Below are 20,728 nucleotides of genomic sequence, written 5' to 3'. Positions count from 1 at the left end.
ATTAGGAATGCTTCCTGAAAATAGAAAATACTAATGACCGTGATATGAAATGAGAATATATCTTCATGAAAAATTAATGAGCCTAATATTATTACTCAAACAGATTTCAAAATTAATAAAATTATGATTTTGGGAACTTTGAATTTATTTTATAAACCACATCTCAAAGCAGCTTCCTTCTTCCAATGGTTCATAGACAAGATATCCCCGATGAGCTTCCATAATACTTTTTGAAAGAGTAAGGCCAATTCCTGAGCCTCCATTTCTTGTGGTAAAAAACGGAAGAAAAATTTTATCTTTGATTTCATTGGTAATGCCTGAACCATTATCTGTTACACTTAAAATTACTCGATTGTTTTGTGATTTTATTGAGGTTTTAATAATTTTTTTTTGTTTCTCGGAAACGGCAAATATCGCGTTGAGATACAGATTGATAAGACTTCGTTCTATCATTTTTTTATCCGCAGAAACAAAATGATCTTCCAAATTTAAAATAACCTGAATATTATTTTTTTCGAATTCCCGTTTTAAAAAATCGATGGCAGATTCTGTTATTTTTTTTAGAGAAACATTTTTAAACAGGGGCTTTGGCAACTCTGCGACTTGCCTGTAATCGTCAACAAAATTGAGAAGCTGTTTTGATTTTGAATTGATAATCATAAGACTTTCTTTCATTTCTTCCTGATCATCTTTGTCAACAATATCTTGATTGCTAATATATTCTAAATTTTGGATTAAACTATTAACGGGTGTCAATGTATTTAAAAGTTCATGAGAAATAACCTTCATGAGATTATTCCAAGCCAATTTTTCTTTTTGTTCAATGATTTTCTGAACAGATTCTAAAGTTATAATATAAAACCGGTGCTGTACATTCTTAACTTGTTTTGTTCTCAGGGAAAAAGACTGTTTGGCATTTTGACGAATAGAAATGTCAAAGAAATCCTGTGAGCTTTCATAATCTGTCTTTTCAATTATTCGATAAAATTCAGGAATTTTAGAAGCATACAGTTCCCAAGAGTTATATTTTGGGATTTCTAAAATTTCAAGGAAAGAAGGATTTACATAAAAAACCTTCCATTCCTTTTCTATTTCAGATAAAATCATCAGACCAGTATCTAATTGGTCTAAAATACTTTCATAAAGTAGTTTATAGGAGGATAAAGAAAGGTATTCGCTTTTACTTTGATAATATAGATGTATGCTGCTATTAATTAAATCAGAATCTTCTTCCTTTGGAAATAATGAAAAATCTTTTTTTATGATAGATTGAATAATTTTCTCTGTTTTTGAAATTTGAGATAAAAATGAAGCGTTTGCTAAAAACAATAACGTAATAGTCAGTAAAGAAAAAAGTATCACATTAATCCATCTTTCTTTGACAAAAAAATGATAACATAAAACTCCGCTGATGATACACAAAGAGAGGTAAATCAACCAGATGTAATTATTTTTACTCATTAAAATTTACATATATATTCAATTATAATCCGAATTTTTCCATTCTTCTGTATAAAGCAGCCCTTGAAAGCCCCAAATCCTCAGCAGCTAAAGATATGTTTCCTTTATGTTTTGTTAAAGCTTTTTTTATGAGTGTTTCTTCCATTTCTTCAATATTAAGATTGATAATTGTACTTTCATATTCTTCAGATTGAGGCATTAATAGTTGAAGATGTTTGTCGTTTGATAAAATTACGCTTCTTTCTATGCAGTGATCAAGCTCTCGAATGTTTCCCGGCCAACGGTAATTTTTGAGTTGAGTTAATAGATTTTCGGATAATTCTAAATTGGGTTTATGATATTTTAGCCTGTATCTGTCTAAAAAATATACTGAAAGAATATCAATGTCTTCCTGTCTCTCTCTTAACGCGGGAATATTAATTTCTACGGTATTGATTCTATAATATAAATCCTGACGGAAGCGGTTCTCGGCTACGGCTTTTTTCAGATTTTCATTGGTTGCAAAGATGAAGCGGACATCTAATAATCTTTCTTTTGTTTCTCCAATTCTGGATAGTTTTCTGTTTTGGATTAAACTCAACAGCTTAGTTTGAAGTTGCAGAGGAAGATTGCCTATTTCATCTAAAAAAACAGTCCCATTTTGGGCATTTTCTATTTTTCCTGCATAGTCCTGATAAGCATCTGTAAAAGCTCCTTTTTTATACCCAAATAATTCAGCTTCAAAAAGATTTTCAGAAATACTGCCTAAATCAACATGCACAAAAGGTTCGCTTCTCCTGCTAGATTGTTCATGAATAGACTCCGCCAAAACATATTTTCCCGTTCCGTTTTCACCTAAAAGAAGAATATTGGCATCAGTTGGGGAAACTTTTTTTATTTGTTCAAGGACTTCATGCATCTTATCCGAATGACTATCCAGCTGATATTGATTGCTTTTTATATTAATATTTTCCCATTGACTGAGTTTTTTATTTTTTCGGGAAATATCTACCGCAAGGTTTACGGACGCGTACAGTTTTTCGTTATTCCACGGTTTGAGAATGAAATCAGAAGCTCCGTTTTTTAAGGCTTCGACTGCCAATTCCACTTCACCGTATGCGGTCATGAGAATAATGGGAAGCTGTGGCTCAAGGGTTTTTATTTCGTTCATCCAATACAGACCATCCTGGCCATTTTCGAATCCTTTTCTAAAATTCATATCTAAAACAACGGTGTCAATTTGATTTTCAGTTAAAAATTTGACGATTTTTGACGGTTGGCTGAGACAGCTCACCTGTGAGAAAAATTTTTTAAGCCAAACCTTTGCAGAAAATAAAATATCTTCATCATCGTCTACAATCAAAATATGAGCTTCTTTTTTACGCATTATCTTTAATAATTAATTAAAATAAAAAAAACTCATTTGAAAAATATAAGCTCAGTGTTCGTTTTCGTACAAAAAGTGTTCGAAAATGAACAGTTTTCAGAATAGATTTTAAAGCTTTATTCCAGATTTTCAAAGACTTACAAAATTATAATTTTATGGCACTTGCATTGTGTAATTAATTGTAAGCAAACGAGTTATCTTAATATGGATACGAAAATAGTAAAAAAGAAATCTAAACTGAAATTTGTTTTAACCGGATTGTTGATAATTGTGGGATTATCCCTCTTCAGCATGTATTTTATCAAACAAAAAAAGACGTATAATATTTCAACAGAAGAGATTCAGGCTGATGAAGTTACACATGGGAAGTTTGAAGATATGCTGATGGTAACTGCACAGACGCAATCTCTGAACTCTTCTCTGGTAAATGTTTTGGAAGGTGGTGCGATAAAGCAACTATTTGCTGAGGACGGGCAGATGCTGATCAAAGGTCAGCCAATCGCACAGGTTTACAATCCGAATACAGAATTTAATTACCTGAATCAGGAAACGGGTATTATGCAGCAAATCAGCCAGATGAGAAGTACCCTTCTTGAACTTAAAAATCAGGAGTTTGCTGAAGATAAAGAACTATTACAGTCTCAAAATGATTATAATACAGCTTTGCAATCATATAATTTACAAAAACGTCTTTATGATGCGGAAATAGGTAAAAAGACAGACTATGATATAAGCCTGCAGAATCTTAATTATCAGAAACAAAGAAAATCAATCATAGAAAAAGGAGCTTTTAACGAAAAAAAATCCAGAGGTTCACAGATAGCTGCTGTTAATTCCTCCATCAGCCAAATGGAAAAAAGTCTTGAGATATTACGTTCCAATAAAAATAACTTTTTGATTATGGCACCTGCATCCGGGCGGCTGTCATCTTTTAATGTTTCAATCGGAGAAAATCTTACTACAGGGCAGAGCATTGGTAAAATTGATTGGATGGATGGATATAAGCTGGTTGCCAAAGTTGATGAATATTACATTAATAAACTTCAGAACGGCATTAAAGGAAATTTGGATAATGATGGTAAGCAATACAATGTGATTATTACAAAAATTCTTCCTGAAGTAAAAGACGGTCAATTTTCCACAGAACTGAATTTTACAGACGAAAAACCGCAAAACCTGAAAATAGGGATGACTTTTGGCGTTAAACTTAAGCTTTCAGCAGATACTCAAAGCATGATGATTCCTAAAGGGAATTTTTATAAAGATACCAACGGAAAATGGATCTTTGTAATAAAGGGAAATAAAGCAGAGAAAAGAAATATTGTTTTGGGCCGTGAAAATCCTTTATATTACGAAGTTGTTTCAGGGCTGAAAAGTGGTGAAACCGTGATAACATCAGATTATTCAGATATTAAAAAATACGAAATCCTTGAGATTAAAAATAAAAATTAATTAAACTTTAAACGTAAACAAGAATTACAATGATCAATATTCAGAATCTTTCTAAAATTTATAAAACTGAGGACGTACAGACCAATGCCCTGAGCAACATAAGCCTTAATATCAAAGAAGGAGAGTTTGTAGCCATTATGGGGCCTTCAGGTTGTGGAAAATCTACATTTCTTAATATTCTTGGCTTATTGGATGATGCTTCTTCCGGTTCCTACAAATTTGCGGGAGAGGAAACAATCAAGGCAGGAGAAAAAAAGAAGTCTGCGATTCGAAAGAAAAATATAGGATTTATTTTCCAAAATTTTAATCTGATAGACGAGCTAAATGTTTATGAAAATATAGAATTACCATTAATTTATAACGGTGTCTCCTCTTCTGAAAGGAAAAAGCGTGTCGAGGAAATTATGGAACAAATAAATATCAGCCATCGTGCAAAGCACTATCCACAACAGCTCTCAGGGGGACAACAGCAGAGAGCGGCAGTTGCAAGGGCTCTGGTAACGAAACCGAGATTAATTCTTGCTGATGAACCTACGGGAAATCTTGACAGTTCAAATGGCAATGAAGTGATGAATCTTTTAGCAGAACTTCACAGGGAAGGTTCTACCATTGTGATGGTAACGCATTCTTCTTACGATGCAGGTTTTGCATCAAGGATTGTAAATATGAAAGACGGCGAAATATTTAATGAAGAACATGCTTCTCAAAGAAAAGATGTCTTTGAAAAAGCGGACGCTAAAGAACTGCAATAGTTTCATCAACTAAATTATATTCTAAAATTAATAACCGTGGAAGCTCTGCTTCTTTGATGTTAGATATATTTTCGACTTATGTCGTGTTGAGAATATGCCTTCATTGCTAAATAATTATAAAATTATGTTTAATAACTGGCTCAAAATTGCTTTCATCAATTATAAAAAAAACTGGTTGTCAACTGTAATCAATTTGTTTGGACTGACAGTTGGTCTTACCGGATTTATGCTCATTCTGATGCATTGGAATGACGAAGAATCTTTCGAAAAATGGAACCCGAAGAAAGATAATATTTATTATTTCCAGACTTATAATAAAAAAGAAAATATTTACGGAGCAGCTATTTCTTATCCGTTAGCAGAAAATGCTTCTAAACGAATCTCTGAAGTTCAGGATTATGTTTTGATAACCAACAATGGAATTGCCTATAAAATGATAACCAAAAATAAAACTGCTTATGTCGAAGAAGGTTTTATGGTAAGTGATAATTTTTTCAATCTTTTTCCATTTACACTAGCCGCAGGAAGCTATAAAGAGGCATTTAAAAATGACAACAATATCAGTATCTCTACAGGAACTGCCAAAAAGCTGTTTGGTAAAACTGATGTTGTCGGAGAAACCATCAAACTCAATAATAAGGACTTTATAGTAACGTCTGTATATGAACTTCCCAAAGGAAACAGCCAGATAAAACCTGAATTTGTTATAAAACCTGCAGAGCAGTTGAAAAATGATAAGGAACAATGGGGAAATTTCAATTATGCCGGATTTTTCCTGCTGAAAAAAGATGCAGACCCAAAAGCCTTTGAAAGAAAATTTCAGGATATCATAATGATGCGAGCGAAGAGAAATTCCAAAAATACAGGAATGACACCTCAGCAATATATTGATACTTATGGACCGACGTCGTCTATATTAACTTCACTTGACAAAATAAAACTTCACGCTGAATCATCGTGGTTCGGAAAACCGGATTTCAAAACGTTGATGATTCTGTTCGCACTTTCTGTTCTGATTGTGATTTTATCAGCAATTAATTTCATCAATCTGAAAACGGCACAAGCTGCCCAGCGAGCTAAAGAAATTGGGGTAAGAAAAGCGATTGGAAGTACAAAATCTAAACTTATTCTTCAGTTTTTATTGGAGACTTTTGTGATTTGTTTTGTTTCGTATCTTTTGTCCCTAGCATTGACAGAGCTTCTTTTACCAAGCTTCAACAAGTTTTATGAGAAGGAAATCGTGATGGACGATTGGCATATTTACTTTTATTCATTCTTGATGGTGATTCTGGTGACGCTTGTTTCAGGACTAATTCCAGCGACTTATCTTGCTAACTTTAAAGCAATAGAAACCTTAAAAGGAAATTTTGCCAGAAGCAAGCACGGAATCTGGCTCAGAAACGGAATTCTGACCTTACAATTGATTATTTCTTCATTTTTTATTATCGGCGGATTGGTTATCAGTCAACAGGTGAAATATATGATGAATAAAGATTTAGGTTTCAATGGAAATCAAATTTTTCAGATTAATTTTAATGATTATAGCAACGGAAAACCTTGGCTGAAATATGAAAGGCTAAGAACCGAAATGGCGAAAATTCAGGGTGTAGAAAGTATTTCGTATGGAGAAGCGCCTCCCGGAACCAACAATTACAGCAGTTCTAATATGGATTATATGAACACCAGTATCAATGCGCAGCACGGTTCTATGGACTATGGTTATCTTCAGTTTATGGGAGTTAAGCTTCTCAAAGGGCGTTGGCTGAACCCAAAATTATCCTCAGATACGATAAATAGTGCATTGGTGAATGAAGCTTTTGTCAGGAAATTTGGATGGACAAACGATCAGGCAATGAAAAGAGACATCAGGCCAGGATTTGATTATAAGCCATATCATATTGTTGGGATTATAAAGGATTTCAATATCAGAAGCTTGCAAAGTGAAGTAGAGCCGATGATATTTTTCCACTATAGGGAAACCGAATGGAAAAGATTCAATATGAACAACATTCAATTAAAACTAAAAGCAGATGACATAGAAGGGACCGTAAAAAGGCTTAAGAGTTATTGGATGGATAATGTAGAGCCGGGCTATCCTTTTGATTCATATTTTATTGATAAAAAATTTGCAAAAACATTCGAAAGATATCAGAAACAGCAGACACTTTTTACAATTCTGAACGCAATGGTTTTGATGGTGGCGTTATTAGGGCTATTTGCTTTATCTTCATTGATGATTGAGCAGAAGCTGAAAGATGTTGCTATCAGAAAAACGTTAGGTGCTTCAGATGGGATTCTCATTGTTGGTTTAACAAAACAATTCCTTTGGATTACGTTAATTGCTGTTTTAATTAGTATTCCGATAAGCTATTATCTGATGAACGAATGGCTGAAAGATTTCGCTTACCGGATTGATATGCCGGTTTGGCCGTTTATCTTTAGTTTGTTTGTTCTGCTTCTTTTGACATTTGTGGTTGTAAGCATCAAAGCTTATCAGGCAACAAAAGTGAATCTTGTAAAATATCTTAAATACGAATAATGCTTATTGGAAAGTCTTATTTTCATTACAATATATTTAAATTAATTTTTTACATGAAAAATTTTATTTTCATATTTTTTGTTGGGTTATTTCCTGCACAACAAACCTGGAACCTGCAACAGTGTCTGGAATATGCTTCTGCAAACCATCCGCTTGTAAAACAGGCAACAGTAAATATTAAAAGAAATGACAGACAGATTGCTGCATCAAAGGGAATGCTATTGCCTTCTGTAGATGCAGCGATGAATCATAGTTATAGTTTCGGTTCTTCAATTAATCAATCAAATAACCAGAGGGAAGCGCTTAATACTCAGTATGATCAGTTTATAGTACAGGCAAATGTTGAACTTTTCAATTGGCGGAATTATGTTACTATCTCCTTGTCAAAACTCAACAAAGAAACAAGCACATACAAACTGAAACAGGCTCAAAATGAAGTAAAACTGAATGTTATCCAGACGTTTTTTGCCTATCACAACAGTAAAAGCTGGCTTGAAGTTTTAGAAACTCAGATTTCAGGAATTGAAGAACAAATTAAACGAACTGAAAAAGAAGCTGAGATAGGAAGCCGTTCAAAAAGTGATATTTATGATATAAAAGCCAACTTAGGAACCTTACAGGAGCAGTGGGTGACGGCGAAAAACCAACGTGATTTGGCAAAAATTAATCTTCTTAACGCTTTGGCTATTACTCAGGATTCTTTAGATTTTGTGATGAATAATGAAGAGATTTTATCACAAGAAGACTTTAATACCCCTGATTTTACTAAAAGGTTATTAGAAAATAATCCGGCATATCAGGCAATCATTGCAGACATCAAAGCTCAGGAAAAAAATGTAGATGTCATAAGATCTGCTTATTTGCCAAGCCTTACCGGAAGTTACAGTTGGTCAAGCTTTTATAACAAATATTTAGGTAAAAATGATATTTCTACGACGGGGTTTTCAGATCAGTTTACTCAAAATAAGAATCAATCTCTGTCTTTCGGACTTAATATCCCGGTTTTTAATAAGCTTCAGATCAAAAACAATACAGAAATTGCAAAATTGAATGTGATTAATTTCAGTTATGATAAAGAATTGATTGTTAATAATCTTACACAGAGTATTACCTCAATCAAAGCTCAATTTTTAAATGCTCAGGAAAAGTATGGTATTTTGGAATCAAATTTTGAAAATCAAAGACTATCCTTTCAGAAATCAGAAGAAAAATATAAAGAAGGCCTAATGGATGCTTATACTTTTTTTGTAGTAAGAAACAATTGGCTTCAGGCAAATTATAATCTGATAAGCAGCAAAAATGATGTGATTCAGCAGACAGAATTGTTAAAGGTTCTGAAATCCGAGTTATAATTCGCTAAGTAATTTCTAGCAAAAAAAAAATTTAAGAAACCTGTAGAGGTCTCTTAAATTTTTAATTGCTGTAAATTACTTTTACTTTGCTTTAGCATTTAAAGTGGTATCAGCGATTTTTGTTAAGGTAGAATCACAGTTCTTTTCTTCTTGAAGAGTTTTTAGCAAATTTTTAAGACATTCATCTTCTTTTAAAACTTTGGCATAAGCGGCTAGGGTACCGTAAGTAGCGATTTCATAATGCTCTACTTTTTGCGCAGCAGCGATAATACCTGCATCTCTTACCGCTCCTGGCTGGGTCTCCTCCATAATGCTTTTGCCTTCATCTAATAATCCTTGCATGGCATCGCATTTTTTGGCCTGAGCTTTTTTTCCCAAAGCTTTAAAACATTTTTCCAATCTGTCTACATGTCCCTCAGTTTCGGTAATATGTTTTTCAATAGCAGTTTTCAGCTTTTCGCTGGTTGCATTTTTCTGCATTTTCGGCAATGCTTTCACAAGCGCCTTCTCTGCCCAATAAATGTCTTTCAGGGAATCTTCAAATAGATCTTTCAATCCTTTTGCTGCATCTTTCTTGGCGGGAGTTTTCGGAGCTGCTTTTTTTGCCGGGGCCACTTTAGCACTTGTTTTTTTAGTTGCTGTGTTAACTTTCATAATAATATAATTTAGTGATTAATTTTAATAATGTAACTTCTGCAATTATAAGACCAATGTTATATCTTTATTTATTACAGATATACCGTATCAGGGTTGTGGTATGAACTAATATAATTTACAGTTTTCGTACCAAACGAAATGTAAGATTGATCCGCGGTTGCATTGGTTTTGAAGATTTAGCAATGCGATGCTCCCAATTTACCTGTAAATCACCTTTCATAAAGAGTAATGAGCCATGCTGAAGAGGCAAACTATACTTTTGATGGTGATTATCAACTTTCCTAAAGTCAAAGTTTCTTACCTGCCCCAGACTTACGGAGGCAATAACAGGCCTGTTTCCCAACTCACTTTCTTTATCGCGGTGCCACGCTACAGAATCATTGCCGTTTCTGTATAAATTCAGTAAAACAGAATTAAACTCATATCCCGAACTTTCTTCTATTCTATGCTTTAAAAGTAAAAGTTCGGGGAGCCAGGGGTTAACATTAAATTGACGGCCATCAAGCTTATAAGATATATTATCATCACCAAACCAGGCAGTAAGTCTGGGGGTGATAACTGTTTTATCATACATCTTTTGAGTCGTTTGTTTCCAGGGAACTATTTTTAATAGCTTTTCTTTAAGTTCATCGGCTTCTTTTTCCGTAAGAAAATGCTCTGTATATTCTAACAATTCCTCAGGAAATTGATAATAATCTTCAGAGCCGAATAAACTTAGCTGGTTCATAAACGTCTTTTAAGAGTAACAAATTCTTAAATTTTTTAATCTTCATCTTTTTTGAAACTTACCACTTCATAATCATCCTGAGAAGTATATTTTTTACAACTCTCATCCGTAAAAGAATCAGGCTTTTTCACAAAATCCTCAATATATTTTGTGCTATCATCAGTATTGGCAGGTGTGATTACGATATGATAATTTTGAAGTACAGACTCATCGGCTTTCTCCAAAGCTTCTTTCTTATATTGTTTAGCTTCATTATATTTCATAAGATGTTTTTTAGTTTTCAAAAATAATTCTTCCGTCAAAAGGCTCACTCCAGTTTATAAAAATACTGTCATTATTTCTTTTTATTTCGGCCTGAATAGTTTCGTATTCTCCTGTTTCATTTTTTCTTTCAACTGTTAAATTTGAGCCCTGACCGATTTCCAGAGTTTTAAACTCTAACTGATATTGTCCTTCGTTATTTCTTACGAATTCTTCTTTTTTAAAATCTTTACTTGACATGGTGTGATATTTAATTGTATTAATGAATAAATTGTGCCATTATAAGTTTATTAATAATATTAATCAGTTTTTTAAATTAAAACGTATATTTAAATTAATCAAATTCCATAAGGGTATTTTTATGGGAAATGATGCAGATAGCGGCAAGAAAGTTGTATTTACCTAAAAACCATAGAAAATATTAAATATGAATTTACAGCTAGATACCAATTCTGAGATAGAGAATGATCATAAGGAGAGCTTTCGAAACGATGTTATTGCAGGTTTAAAAAGTAATCCGAAAAAATTATCTTCGAAATATTTTTATGATAAAATAGGGGATCATCTTTTTCAGGAAATCATGACAATGCCGGAATATTACCTTACAACATGCGAGTTGGATATATTCAAAAACAAAACGGCAGAACTTACCAATCTTATAATGCAGGGAAATGAGCCATTTGACCTGATTGAATTGGGTGCAGGTGACGCCATGAAATCTTCTTATCTTCTAAAATACCTTGTTGAGAAAAAGGTGGAATTTACTTATATGCCTATTGATATTTCCGGGAATATTCTTTCGATATTAAATGAAAAATTTAAAAAGCAGCTTCCGGACTTGAAAATTACCAGTCTGGAAGGTGAATATTTTGAAATGCTTAAAAAAGCTGCCTCATTGTCTTCCAGAAGGAAAGTTATTTTGTTTTTAGGCAGCAATATCGGGAATATGAATATTGATGAGGCTGAAAAATTTCTCACTGATATAAACCAAAATTTGACTTCCGGAGATATTCTTTTAATAGGATTTGATTTAAAGAAAAACCCACACATTATTCTCAATGCTTATAATGATAAATCTGGTATTACAGCAGCTTTTAACCTTAATCTTCTGATCCGTATTAACAGAGAACTTGATGCAGATTTTAATATAGGGCAATTTCAGCATTATCAGAATTATGATCCTGTAAGCGGAGCTTGTAGAAGTTATCTTGTGAGTCTCAAAAAACAAGATATAACGATAGGTAATGACACGATTTCGTTTGAAGAAAATGAATTGATTGATATGGAAGTTTCACAAAAATTTTCTGATGAAAAAATAAAAGAATTAAGTGAAAAATCAGGTTTTAAAACGATAGGTGAAATTAAAGATTCAAAAAAATGGTTTGTAGATACCGTATGGCAAGTAAATAAGTAACCAAAATTATAAATCATGACACCAAATCCCATTATCACAGATTTAGTCAGAAAATATATTGACATTCGTAAACATTCTGAAGAGATATGCGCTTCTTTAGAAATTGAGGATTATGTAGTGCAGCCAATAGTAGATGTAAGTCCTCCCAAGTGGCATCTTGGTCATACAACCTGGTTTTTTGAAACTTTTATCCTTATTCCGAATTTTCCCGATTATAAAGTTTTCGATGCTCAATATAATTTTGTTTTTAACAGCTATTATGAAACAATCGGGGCAAGGGTAATTCGTACTGACAGAGGAAACCTGAGCCGTCCTTCTGTTTCTGACATTTATAAGTATCGACAATATGTTGATGAACAGATGGAAAACTTTCTGCAAAGCGAACTGGTGAACAAAAAAATAGAATCATTATTAGAGTTAGGGCTTAATCATGAGCAGCAACATCAGGAATTATTAATTACCGATATTAAATATATTTTAGGACACAACCCACTTTTTCCTGCTTATAAAAAAGAACCAAAATCCCCCAAAATACATCTTGAAGAATCTGAAATGATAAAATTTTCTGAAGGAGTCTATGAGATTGGGTTTAATGGAAATGGTTTTTGTTTCGATAATGAACTTGATAGGCATAAAGTTTATTTAAATGATTTTGAAATTGCTGATAGATTGGTTAGCAATAGAGAATATGTAGAGTTCATGAAAGCAGGGGGTTATAACGACTTTAAACATTGGCATGCCGAAGGTTGGGACTGGGTAAAACAAAACAATGCAAAGTCCCCTTTATATTGGCATTTTATGGATGGTAAATGGATGAATTACACCTTAAATGGTCTGGAAGAAGTAGAGCTGAATGAGGCTGTTTGTCATATTAATTTCTTTGAAGCCTCAGCTTTTGCATCCTGGAAAGGAATGCGTTTGCCAACCGAAGCAGAATGGGAAGTGGCATCTGAACATTTTGAATGGGGGAGCCGCTGGGAATGGACGAATTCTGCATATTTACCATATCCGGGCTTTAAAAAAGAAGCCGGTGCTGTCGGTGAATATAATGGGAAATTTATGGTCAATCAAATGGTTCTTCGCGGAGCTTCAGAAGCCACACCTGCCGGGCACAGCAGAAGTACCTATCGTAATTTTTTCCCGACGAATTTGCGTTGGCAGTTCACAGGAATCAGGCTTGCTAAATAACTTTTGCCAATGATAACAGTAGAATCGGTTTCAAAGAATTTTAATGGAAATCCTGCAGTAGACAATATTTCTTTTCAGGCTCATAACAAAGAAATTTTTGTGCTTTTAGGAACCAGTGGCTGCGGAAAAACGACAACCCTGAAGATGATTAATAGGCTTATAGAGGCAGATTCTGGGAATATTTTGATTGACGGTAAAAATATCCGTGATCAAAAAATAGAGGAACTACGGATGGGGATCGGTTTTGTAATGCAACATTCGGGATTATTCCCTCATTATACTATTAAACAAAATATTTCTGTAATTCCGGAATTGCTAAAATGGGATAAAAGGAGGATACAAAACAGAACAGAGGAGCTTTTGGATAAACTCCATCTTTCCGAAGATATACTTTCACGTTTTCCCAATGAATTAAGCGGAGGGCAGCAGCAAAGGGTAGGAATAGCCAGAGCTTTGATTGCCAACACACCGGTTTTATTAATGGATGAACCTTTCGGAGCATTAGACAATATTACCAAAGCTGATATTCATTCAGAATTTAAATCGTTGGAAGAGCTTAAAAACAAAACAATTATTCTCGTTACTCATGACGTACAGGAAGCATTTGAACTTGGGCACCGGATATGTTTGATGGATAAAGGGAAAATTATTCAAATTGATACACCAAAAGAAATGCTATATCATCCTAAGAATGATTTTGCAAGGAACTTTTTTGTTGAAAACCGACTTTTACTGGAATATAAGATAACATCTTTACAGGATATAAATTTTTGTTTTTCTGATTCTGAAAATTTACATGATAAATTCAAATTTAATGAAAATACCAATGTCTGGAATGCTTTACAACAATTGAGTTCGGATAATAGGAATGCTGATGATTATGAAAAATTGATCAAGGCATTTAATGATTACAGAAAATTACAGATAGTATGATGCAACAAAGTCTTTGGCAATTCATTATAGAACAGCATATAAAGTTGGAAACTCAGATTGTCCAACATCTTGCCCTTACTTTTTTGTCTTTATTTTTAGCAATTATTATAGGTGTACCTTTAGGTATACTGATTGCCCGAAGAAGAAAACTTTCCAGCCCTGTGCTTGGGATTGCGGGTGTTTTACAAACTATTCCCAGTATTGCTTTGCTGGGTTTTATGATTCCCGCTTTGGGAATTGGCATAGCACCGGCCATTGCTGCTTTGTTGATTTATGCCCTCTTGCCTATAATTCGTAATACCTATACGGGAATTACAGGTGTAAATCCTATCGTCATTGAAGCTGCAAAAGCAATGGGGATGAATAAAAGCCAGCTCCTTTTTAAAGTGGAACTTCCTTTGGCAATGCATGTTATTATGGCGGGGATAAGAACCGCGGCTGTGATCAATGTTGGGGTAGCAACGTTAGCATCATTTGTTGCGGCAGGCGGTTTGGGAGAATTTATCTTTGGGGGAATTTCACTCAACAATACCAATATGATTCTTGCAGGAGCAATTCCTGCAGCATTATTGGCTATATTGTTGGATCAGACGATTGCACTTTTGCAAAAATCGGGGTATCAATTGTTTCAAAAACTAAAATATATAATTTTTGTTATATTTCTCACTGTTGGAGTTGCTTATTTTTGGACTTCTGTTTCAGAAAATAAGATTAAAGCAGGTTTTACCCCTGAATTTATGGGAAGGCAGGATGGAGATCTGGGTTTACGCAATGTGTATGGACTTAATGTAAATCCTCTGGTTGTAAGTGATGCCATAATGTATAAAGCGGCTTACGAAAATGAATTAGACCTTATCAGCGGATATTCTACTGACGGTCGAATCAAAGCATTTGATTTGTATGTACTGAATGACGATAAAAAAATATTTCCTCCCTATTTTGCAGCACCGATTATTAAAACAAAAACATTGGAAAAGTTTCCTGAGCTGGAAACAACATTAAATTTACTGGCTGGAAAATTTAATGACTCTATTATGACAGATTTAAACTATAAATCTGATTACCTTCACCAAACACCTGAGAAAATTGCTAAGGATTTTTTAATTAAAAACAATTTATATAAAAAAAAACGTAGAGGTAATTCCGGAACTTTACGAATTGGCTCAAAGATTTTTGGTGAACAATATATCCTTACAGAAATGTACAAAATGTTGATTGAAGGTTATACAGATTATAAAGTAGAGACCAAAACAGGATTGGGAGGAACTAAAATTTGTTTTGACGCATTAATAAATGACGCAATAGATTTTTATTCTGAATATACAGGAACAGGACTTCTGGTTTTACTAAAACCAACGGAACAAACCATTAAAACGGTGACACAAAATCCGGATAAGACATATGATTATGTCAATTCCGAATTTAAAAAACAATATGGGATTCAGTGGCTGCAACCGCTCGGATTTAATAATTCATATGCTTTAATGATGCGTAGACAGCAAGCAGTAGAATTGAAGATAAAAAATATATCAGATTTAAAAAATTATCTGGATTCAAATTAAAAAGGCTCTAAATATTGATATTTAGAGCCTTTCTTAAATGTATCTGAATAAAATTTTTATTTCTCTTTGAGATCTTTATTGATTTGTTTTTCTGCGTTTTTGGCTTTCTGCTCTTGAGCTTCCTTATCTTTACGCTGTTGTCTTCTCGTTTTTTTCTCCGCCCGTCTCTCTTCACGAATCACCTTATTTGATTTTTTATTATATAAGGCAGCAATAATCCCCTGACCTTTTTTACTGAAAATCTTAACTTTAGGATTTTCGTGAGTTCCTGTTACCACAATCGGAAATCCTATCCATCCACCAGGCGGAAGACCAATTCTTACCTGTAAATCTAGTAACCCGTTAAAACTTGTTGTTCCGCTTATGGAAGGTCTCAAAATTGAAACTTTAAAGGTGAACTTATCAACATGAATCAAGTTATTTTTAATATGAGTTTCGATATTTACACCTTTCATATCGGGGTTATCAAAAGCATCGGCACCGATATTATCACCGACCGCGGAAAGCATTTTGAGATTTTTCACTTCTACATCACGAAGGTTTACAATTCCTCCACCTTCTAATGAAGGATAAATTGGGCTCATATTTTTATCAAAATCACCCTTCAATTTATAATCCAGCGATACAATTCCTTTTACATCTTTTGCAGCAGTTGCCATTTCACGCACCATATCTATTTCTTTATAGGCCCGCTGAACATCGAAATCCTGAACTTTAAGTACCACATCATAATTGGCTGTTAAAGGAGATTCATCCTGATAACGTGCATCGATATTCATTCGGCTTCCGATAATGTCAAAAGATGTATTTTTAAGATAGACTTCACCGTTATTTACAGAAGCAAGGCCTTTAAGGTGATTTAAATTTAACCCTTTAAATTCAACCTTTTTGGCATTAGCTTCCAAAGCTACATCCAGATTTTTAGGGATAATTACAACACCGCTGCTTTTCGGATTTTCAATTTTTGCATAGTCAACTTCAATTGATTTTTTTGTATTATCTCCATTTTTCAGCGCCATAAATTCATCAATCAATATGTAATTGGAATTCAGTACAAATTTTCCATGAAGTGTACCCTTCCTTTCAATAAAGTAATTTATGGTATTTAAAAGATAGCCATTCAATGCAAAGTCTGATTTCCCATACGTGGCAAAGAACTTTCTGAACCACATTTTTTCGTTTTCAAATTGGAAATTTCCTTCTTTTATATAAAATGATTTTGGTAAATATTCTGTAGTAGCCTTTATATTTTTTAAGATTAAAGTCCCTCTGTTGTCAAGTTTGCTGTACTGACCTGTTGTGGCATAGCTTTGTCGCCCGTTTAAAGAAAGATCTGCCATAATTAATCCACTGAGATCTAAGCCTTTTTTAGCAAAAACTCTATAAATCCTTCCGACATTCAACACTCCTTTTGCTTTTACTTTGTACAGAAGATCTTCAAAATTCTGTAAATCGGCATTTACAAAGACAGGATTTCCTTCAAAATCAAAACTGAAAGGGTTTAGTTTTACTCCGAGACTTTTGAAAGTACCGTCAGTATTATTGATATTGGCTACCAGGTTTATATTCTGAATAGGATTGGGATAATATTTGGTTTTTAGCCAGCCGTTCTTAAGATTAATATATCCGTTTGTTCTCGGAAATAGTTTTTTATCTAAATTAAAAATTCCGTTTGACTTAATATTAGTATCCATAAGTCCGCGCATATCAATATCTTTTAATCCTAATGCCTGTTGTAATGTCTGAAGATTGACCGCTCCTTTTATATCTGCTTTAATCATCATTTCATCTAAGCCTTTTGTGGATACATAAGCACGGAAACTATTGTTTTGGCCAAGATCAAAATTTAGTTTTCTTAAATCTATTGCAAGCTGATTCGTATCTAAGGATGGTAAATCCACATTCAAATCCATATTAAGATTATTCATCGGAACGGGCGCTTTTCCGTTGGAAACAAAACCATTTTCTACTAAAAGACGTACTTTTACTCTGGGTTTAAGGTTTTTCGGTTCACTGAATCTTCCTTTTATATTGAAGTACAGGTTACTATTGCCTTCTATTTTTGTGTCTTTTGCCCAGTCGAGATATTGTGGAGGCAATACGGAAATCATTTCACGAATGGTAGTTTTTTCAGAGGAAGCTTGTATATCAAGATTATATCCGTCTTTAAGAATACTTACAAACCCAATAAATTTTAATGGAAGATCATTAATTTTTAATTCGTTTTTTCTTAATACAAAAGTCAAGGCATTGGTATTGACTCTGGTAACCAAATCAGCATGCAGCGTTTTTTGTTTCGCATAATATATTCTATTTAAGCTGAAATCAACTTTATCAATATCAAGGTCGGTTTCCAAATCAAAAATATCTTCACTTAAACCTCCTTTTCCTGTATAATTCAGCCCTTTTGCATCTACTAAAATTCTTGCAGCATGATCATTATATTTTACGTGGCAGTTTCTGAATTTAATCAGATCAAGTTTGATAGATGCACCTGCTTCTGTTGTATCGGACGGCTTTCCGGACGGTTTGGAGGTGTAGACATTATAATTTGCTTCTCCTTTGCTATTTACAAAAACATTTACATAGGCATTTGTAACATATATTTCATCAATTTTTACTTCACGGTTGAAAATCAGATTTTTTAAATTTATTCCTACCGCAACTTCTTTTGCGGCAAGCAGAGTGTCATTCTGAAAAGGCTTTGAACCCTGCAAAACCAGGTTGTCCACAGATACTGTAAGAGACGGGAAATGTCTGAAAAAAGTAAGCCGGGTACTTTTATAATCAAGTTTCCCTGAAAGGTGTTTATTAGCAAATATTTTTACCTGTTCAGATATCGTTCCGGGAAATAAAATAGGAATAATAAACATCAAAAACAGAATTGATACCAATGAAATTCCACTCCATTTTAGGATTATTAGCGTTATTTTCTTAAACCTTTCCATATGCAGATAATTTTTGATTTTAACAGTCTTTTAGATATGATATACATATATAATTGTCAATTATCTAAAATCAAGCCAAGAACAATATTAACTGTGAAATCAGGTAAATCATAAAGATTTGTTAGAGCTTTGTTAAAATAAGATAAAAAGGGCTTTAAAATATATTGTTTGACAGAAATGTTTTAGATTTGCAACCGATTCTCATGTTTAATTGAGTTTTCATGGTTATTAGTTTTTAATCCCCGACGATAGTTGGGGATTTTTTTTGCTATTATATTAAAATAAAACTCCTGAAAATCTCAGGAGTTTAAAAATTGATAATATATATGTAAAGTGAAAAAAAGTGTTGTCACTCTGTATTCAAACACTATGCCGAGAATAATCAAAATAAGTGTAATTTTTACTGTAATAGAAGGCTTTTTTAGTATTTTATACACTTAAACAGTTGAGGGACTGCCAGAAACGTATTTGTTTTACTGTAATATTCTTTTGTGAATATTTTTCTTAAAATTTAGTTTAAAAGTTTATAAATGTGGTATGTGTATAGAAAATGGTTGAAAAATAACCGTTTTTCCGAATATTGTGATTATTTTTGACATCTAAGTAAACATAATAAATTATTGATTTTACGTTTTTATGATCTTAATTGTTGATGATAACCAAAATAATCTTTATTCACTGAAAAAATTGCTTGAATCTAAAGATTTTAAGGTCGATATAGCCGGTTCTGGTGAAGAGGCGCTGGGGAAAGCACTTAAAAATAATTATGCCCTAATTATTTTAGATGTACAGATGCCGGAAATGGACGGATTCGAGGTTGCTGAGGCATTAGCTGGTTACAGCAAAACCAAGGAAGTACCCATCATATTTTTATCTGCTGTAAATACGGAAAAAAAATTCATCACGCGTGGATATGCTTCCGGTGGGAAAGATTATGTCACAAAACCTGTAGATCCTGAAATTCTTTTATTAAAAGTTAAAACTTTTTACAGTCTTCAGGAACAGAATTTGGCGATGAAAAAAACACAGCAAAGCCTCGAACTTGAAGTAAAAGGGAGAAGAGAATCTCAGGTTACCATGAAATCTCAGATTGATCACTTTCACCTGATGCTGGAATCTTTACCGCAGATTGCCTTTACCTTGAATGAAGAAGGAATTGTAGATTTTGTGAATGGGAAATGGTATGAATATTCAGATTCTGATACAGATTTTCCTGAAACACATCCGGATGATCTTAACATAAAAGATGAATTTGAGCGCTGTAAAAGAAAGGGAAAAGCTCTTGAATTAGAGATCAGGATAAAAAATAGTAAGTCGGGAGTTTACCGTTATCATTTATTGCGCGTAACACCGGTACATGATGGGAATATTATTAAAAACTGGGTAGGAACTTTTACTGATATAGATGATCAAAAAAAAGTAGAGAAAGAAAAAGACGAGTTTTTAAGTATCGCCAGTCATGAGCTGAAAACACCTCTTACAAGCATAAAAGCTTATGTCCAGCTGTTAGATCGTAAACTGAAACTTGACAAAGAAAGTGCTGAAGCCGGATTTATGACCAAAGTCCAGGATCAAATCGAAAAACTGAATAATTTAATCACTGATCTTCTTGACGTTTCCAAAATAGAAAACGGAAAACTTAAAATCAATAAAAAACCTGCTAATCTGGAAAATGTTATTGATAATGCGATCGAAACTATTTTGCAGACCCATGATGAAAATAAAGTTAGGATAGAGCGTCACGGAATCAAACCTGATATCTTAATTCCTCTTGATGAAGTACGTATTGAGCAGGTTTTAATCAATTTCCTCACAAATGCCATCAAATATTCTCCTCAAAATAATCAGATAATTGTCACAACATTTGTAGATGAGGAAGAGCAGGAAGTCAAAGTAAATGTGACAGACTTCGGAATCGGTATTCCTGATTTTAAACAAGATGCTGTTTTTCATAAATTTTACCGTGTAGAGGAATCATCACTGCAATTTCAGGGAATGGGAATCGGTCTGTTTATCTGTTCTGAAATTATCAAACAACATCACGGAAATATTGGAGTATCTAGTAAAGTAGATGAAGGATCTACGTTTTATTTCACTTTACCTTTAAATTAATTTT

16 protein-coding genes are annotated in these 20,728 nt (G+C 33.4%); 9 read left to right on the top strand and 7 right to left on the bottom strand.

Features of this window, described 5'->3' with window-relative positions:
* Nucleotides 1-144: 144 nt before the first annotated feature.
* Both ACM39_RS08605 and ACM39_RS08600 read right to left on the bottom strand, forming a co-directional pair.
* Nucleotides 145-1,461: a sensor histidine kinase gene (locus ACM39_RS08605; protein ID WP_048510621.1), complete on the bottom strand. Its 1,317-nt coding sequence runs from the start codon at nucleotides 1,459-1,461 to the stop codon at nucleotides 145-147.
* A 22-nt stretch (nucleotides 1,462-1,483) separates the two neighbouring features.
* Nucleotides 1,484-2,827 carry a sigma-54-dependent transcriptional regulator gene (locus tag ACM39_RS08600; protein ID WP_048510620.1) on the bottom strand — a complete coding sequence of 448 codons (1,344 nt, stop codon included), beginning with the start codon at nucleotides 2,825-2,827 and terminating at the stop codon, nucleotides 1,484-1,486.
* 204 nt (nucleotides 2,828-3,031) lie between these two features.
* Here ACM39_RS08600 and ACM39_RS08595 point away from each other — a divergent pair, with 204 nt between their 5' ends.
* From ACM39_RS08595 to ACM39_RS08580, 4 genes are all read left to right on the top strand, one after another.
* Nucleotides 3,032-4,279: an efflux RND transporter periplasmic adaptor subunit gene (locus tag ACM39_RS08595; protein ID WP_048510619.1), complete on the top strand. Its 1,248-nt coding sequence runs from the start codon at nucleotides 3,032-3,034 to the stop codon at nucleotides 4,277-4,279.
* Between the two features lie 29 nt (nucleotides 4,280-4,308).
* Nucleotides 4,309-5,031, top strand: a complete 723-nt coding sequence (locus ACM39_RS08590) for an ABC transporter ATP-binding protein (RefSeq protein ID WP_048510618.1) — start codon at nucleotides 4,309-4,311, stop codon at nucleotides 5,029-5,031.
* 124 nt (nucleotides 5,032-5,155) lie between these two features.
* Nucleotides 5,156-7,570, top strand: a complete 2,415-nt coding sequence (locus ACM39_RS08585; RefSeq protein WP_048510718.1) for an ABC transporter permease — start codon at nucleotides 5,156-5,158, stop codon at nucleotides 7,568-7,570.
* 53 nt (nucleotides 7,571-7,623) lie between these two features.
* Nucleotides 7,624-8,922, top strand: a complete 1,299-nt coding sequence (locus ACM39_RS08580; protein ID WP_048510717.1) for a TolC family protein — start codon at nucleotides 7,624-7,626, stop codon at nucleotides 8,920-8,922.
* An 81-nt stretch (nucleotides 8,923-9,003) separates the two neighbouring features.
* Here ACM39_RS08580 and ACM39_RS08575 read toward each other — a convergent pair whose 3' ends face one another.
* From ACM39_RS08575 to ACM39_RS08560, 4 genes are all read right to left on the bottom strand, one after another.
* Nucleotides 9,004-9,576 (bottom strand): ferritin-like domain-containing protein, encoded by a 573-nt coding sequence (locus ACM39_RS08575; protein WP_048510617.1) that lies wholly within the window; start codon nucleotides 9,574-9,576, stop codon nucleotides 9,004-9,006.
* A 118-nt stretch (nucleotides 9,577-9,694) separates the two neighbouring features.
* Nucleotides 9,695-10,306, bottom strand: a complete 612-nt coding sequence (locus tag ACM39_RS08570) for an alpha-ketoglutarate-dependent dioxygenase AlkB family protein (protein WP_048510616.1) — start codon at nucleotides 10,304-10,306, stop codon at nucleotides 9,695-9,697.
* A 35-nt stretch (nucleotides 10,307-10,341) separates the two neighbouring features.
* Nucleotides 10,342-10,569, bottom strand: a complete 228-nt coding sequence (locus ACM39_RS08565; protein ID WP_131701432.1) for a hypothetical protein — start codon at nucleotides 10,567-10,569, stop codon at nucleotides 10,342-10,344.
* Nucleotides 10,570-10,579: 10 nt separating this feature from the next.
* Nucleotides 10,580-10,807, bottom strand: coding sequence for a hypothetical protein (locus tag ACM39_RS08560; RefSeq protein WP_048510614.1), 228 nt, complete (start codon nucleotides 10,805-10,807; stop codon nucleotides 10,580-10,582).
* 187 nt (nucleotides 10,808-10,994) lie between these two features.
* Here ACM39_RS08560 and egtD point away from each other — a divergent pair, with 187 nt between their 5' ends.
* Genes egtD through ACM39_RS08540 form a run of 4 tightly spaced genes read left to right on the top strand, consistent with a single transcriptional unit; the run spans nucleotide 10,995 to nucleotide 15,664 of the window.
* Nucleotides 10,995-11,981: an L-histidine N(alpha)-methyltransferase gene (gene egtD / locus ACM39_RS08555; protein ID WP_048510613.1), complete on the top strand. Its 987-nt coding sequence runs from the start codon at nucleotides 10,995-10,997 to the stop codon at nucleotides 11,979-11,981.
* Nucleotides 11,982-11,996: 15 nt separating this feature from the next.
* The gene (gene egtB, locus ACM39_RS08550; RefSeq protein ID WP_048510612.1) at nucleotides 11,997-13,169 is read left to right on the top strand and encodes an ergothioneine biosynthesis protein EgtB; all 1,173 of its coding nucleotides are present in this window, start codon (nucleotides 11,997-11,999) and stop codon (nucleotides 13,167-13,169) included.
* A gap of 9 nt (nucleotides 13,170-13,178) precedes the next feature.
* Complete coding sequence (locus ACM39_RS08545) at nucleotides 13,179-14,102, top strand: ABC transporter ATP-binding protein (RefSeq protein ID WP_048510611.1); 924 nt, start codon at nucleotides 13,179-13,181, stop codon at nucleotides 14,100-14,102.
* Nucleotides 14,099-15,664, top strand: coding sequence for an ABC transporter permease/substrate-binding protein (locus tag ACM39_RS08540; RefSeq protein WP_048510610.1), 1,566 nt, complete (start codon nucleotides 14,099-14,101; stop codon nucleotides 15,662-15,664). Before ACM39_RS08545 ends, ACM39_RS08540 begins: the two co-directional genes overlap by 4 nt.
* 56 nt (nucleotides 15,665-15,720) lie before the next feature.
* On the opposite strand, the gene ACM39_RS08535 is transcribed toward ACM39_RS08540, so the two are convergent.
* Nucleotides 15,721-18,612 (bottom strand): AsmA-like C-terminal region-containing protein, encoded by a 2,892-nt coding sequence (locus ACM39_RS08535; RefSeq protein ID WP_048510609.1) that lies wholly within the window; start codon nucleotides 18,610-18,612, stop codon nucleotides 15,721-15,723.
* 636 nt (nucleotides 18,613-19,248) lie between these two features.
* Here ACM39_RS08535 and ACM39_RS08530 point away from each other — a divergent pair.
* Nucleotides 19,249-20,724 carry an ATP-binding protein gene (locus tag ACM39_RS08530; RefSeq protein WP_048510608.1) on the top strand — a complete coding sequence of 492 codons (1,476 nt, stop codon included), beginning with the start codon at nucleotides 19,249-19,251 and terminating at the stop codon, nucleotides 20,722-20,724.
* Nucleotides 20,725-20,728: the final 4 nt, after the last annotated feature.

Source organism: Chryseobacterium sp. FH2 (genome assembly GCF_001045455.1).
Taxonomy (GTDB): Bacteria; Bacteroidota; Bacteroidia; order Flavobacteriales; family Weeksellaceae; genus Chryseobacterium.
Note: the sequence above shows the minus strand (reverse complement) of the source record. Positions and strands in the feature narration are given on the sequence as shown.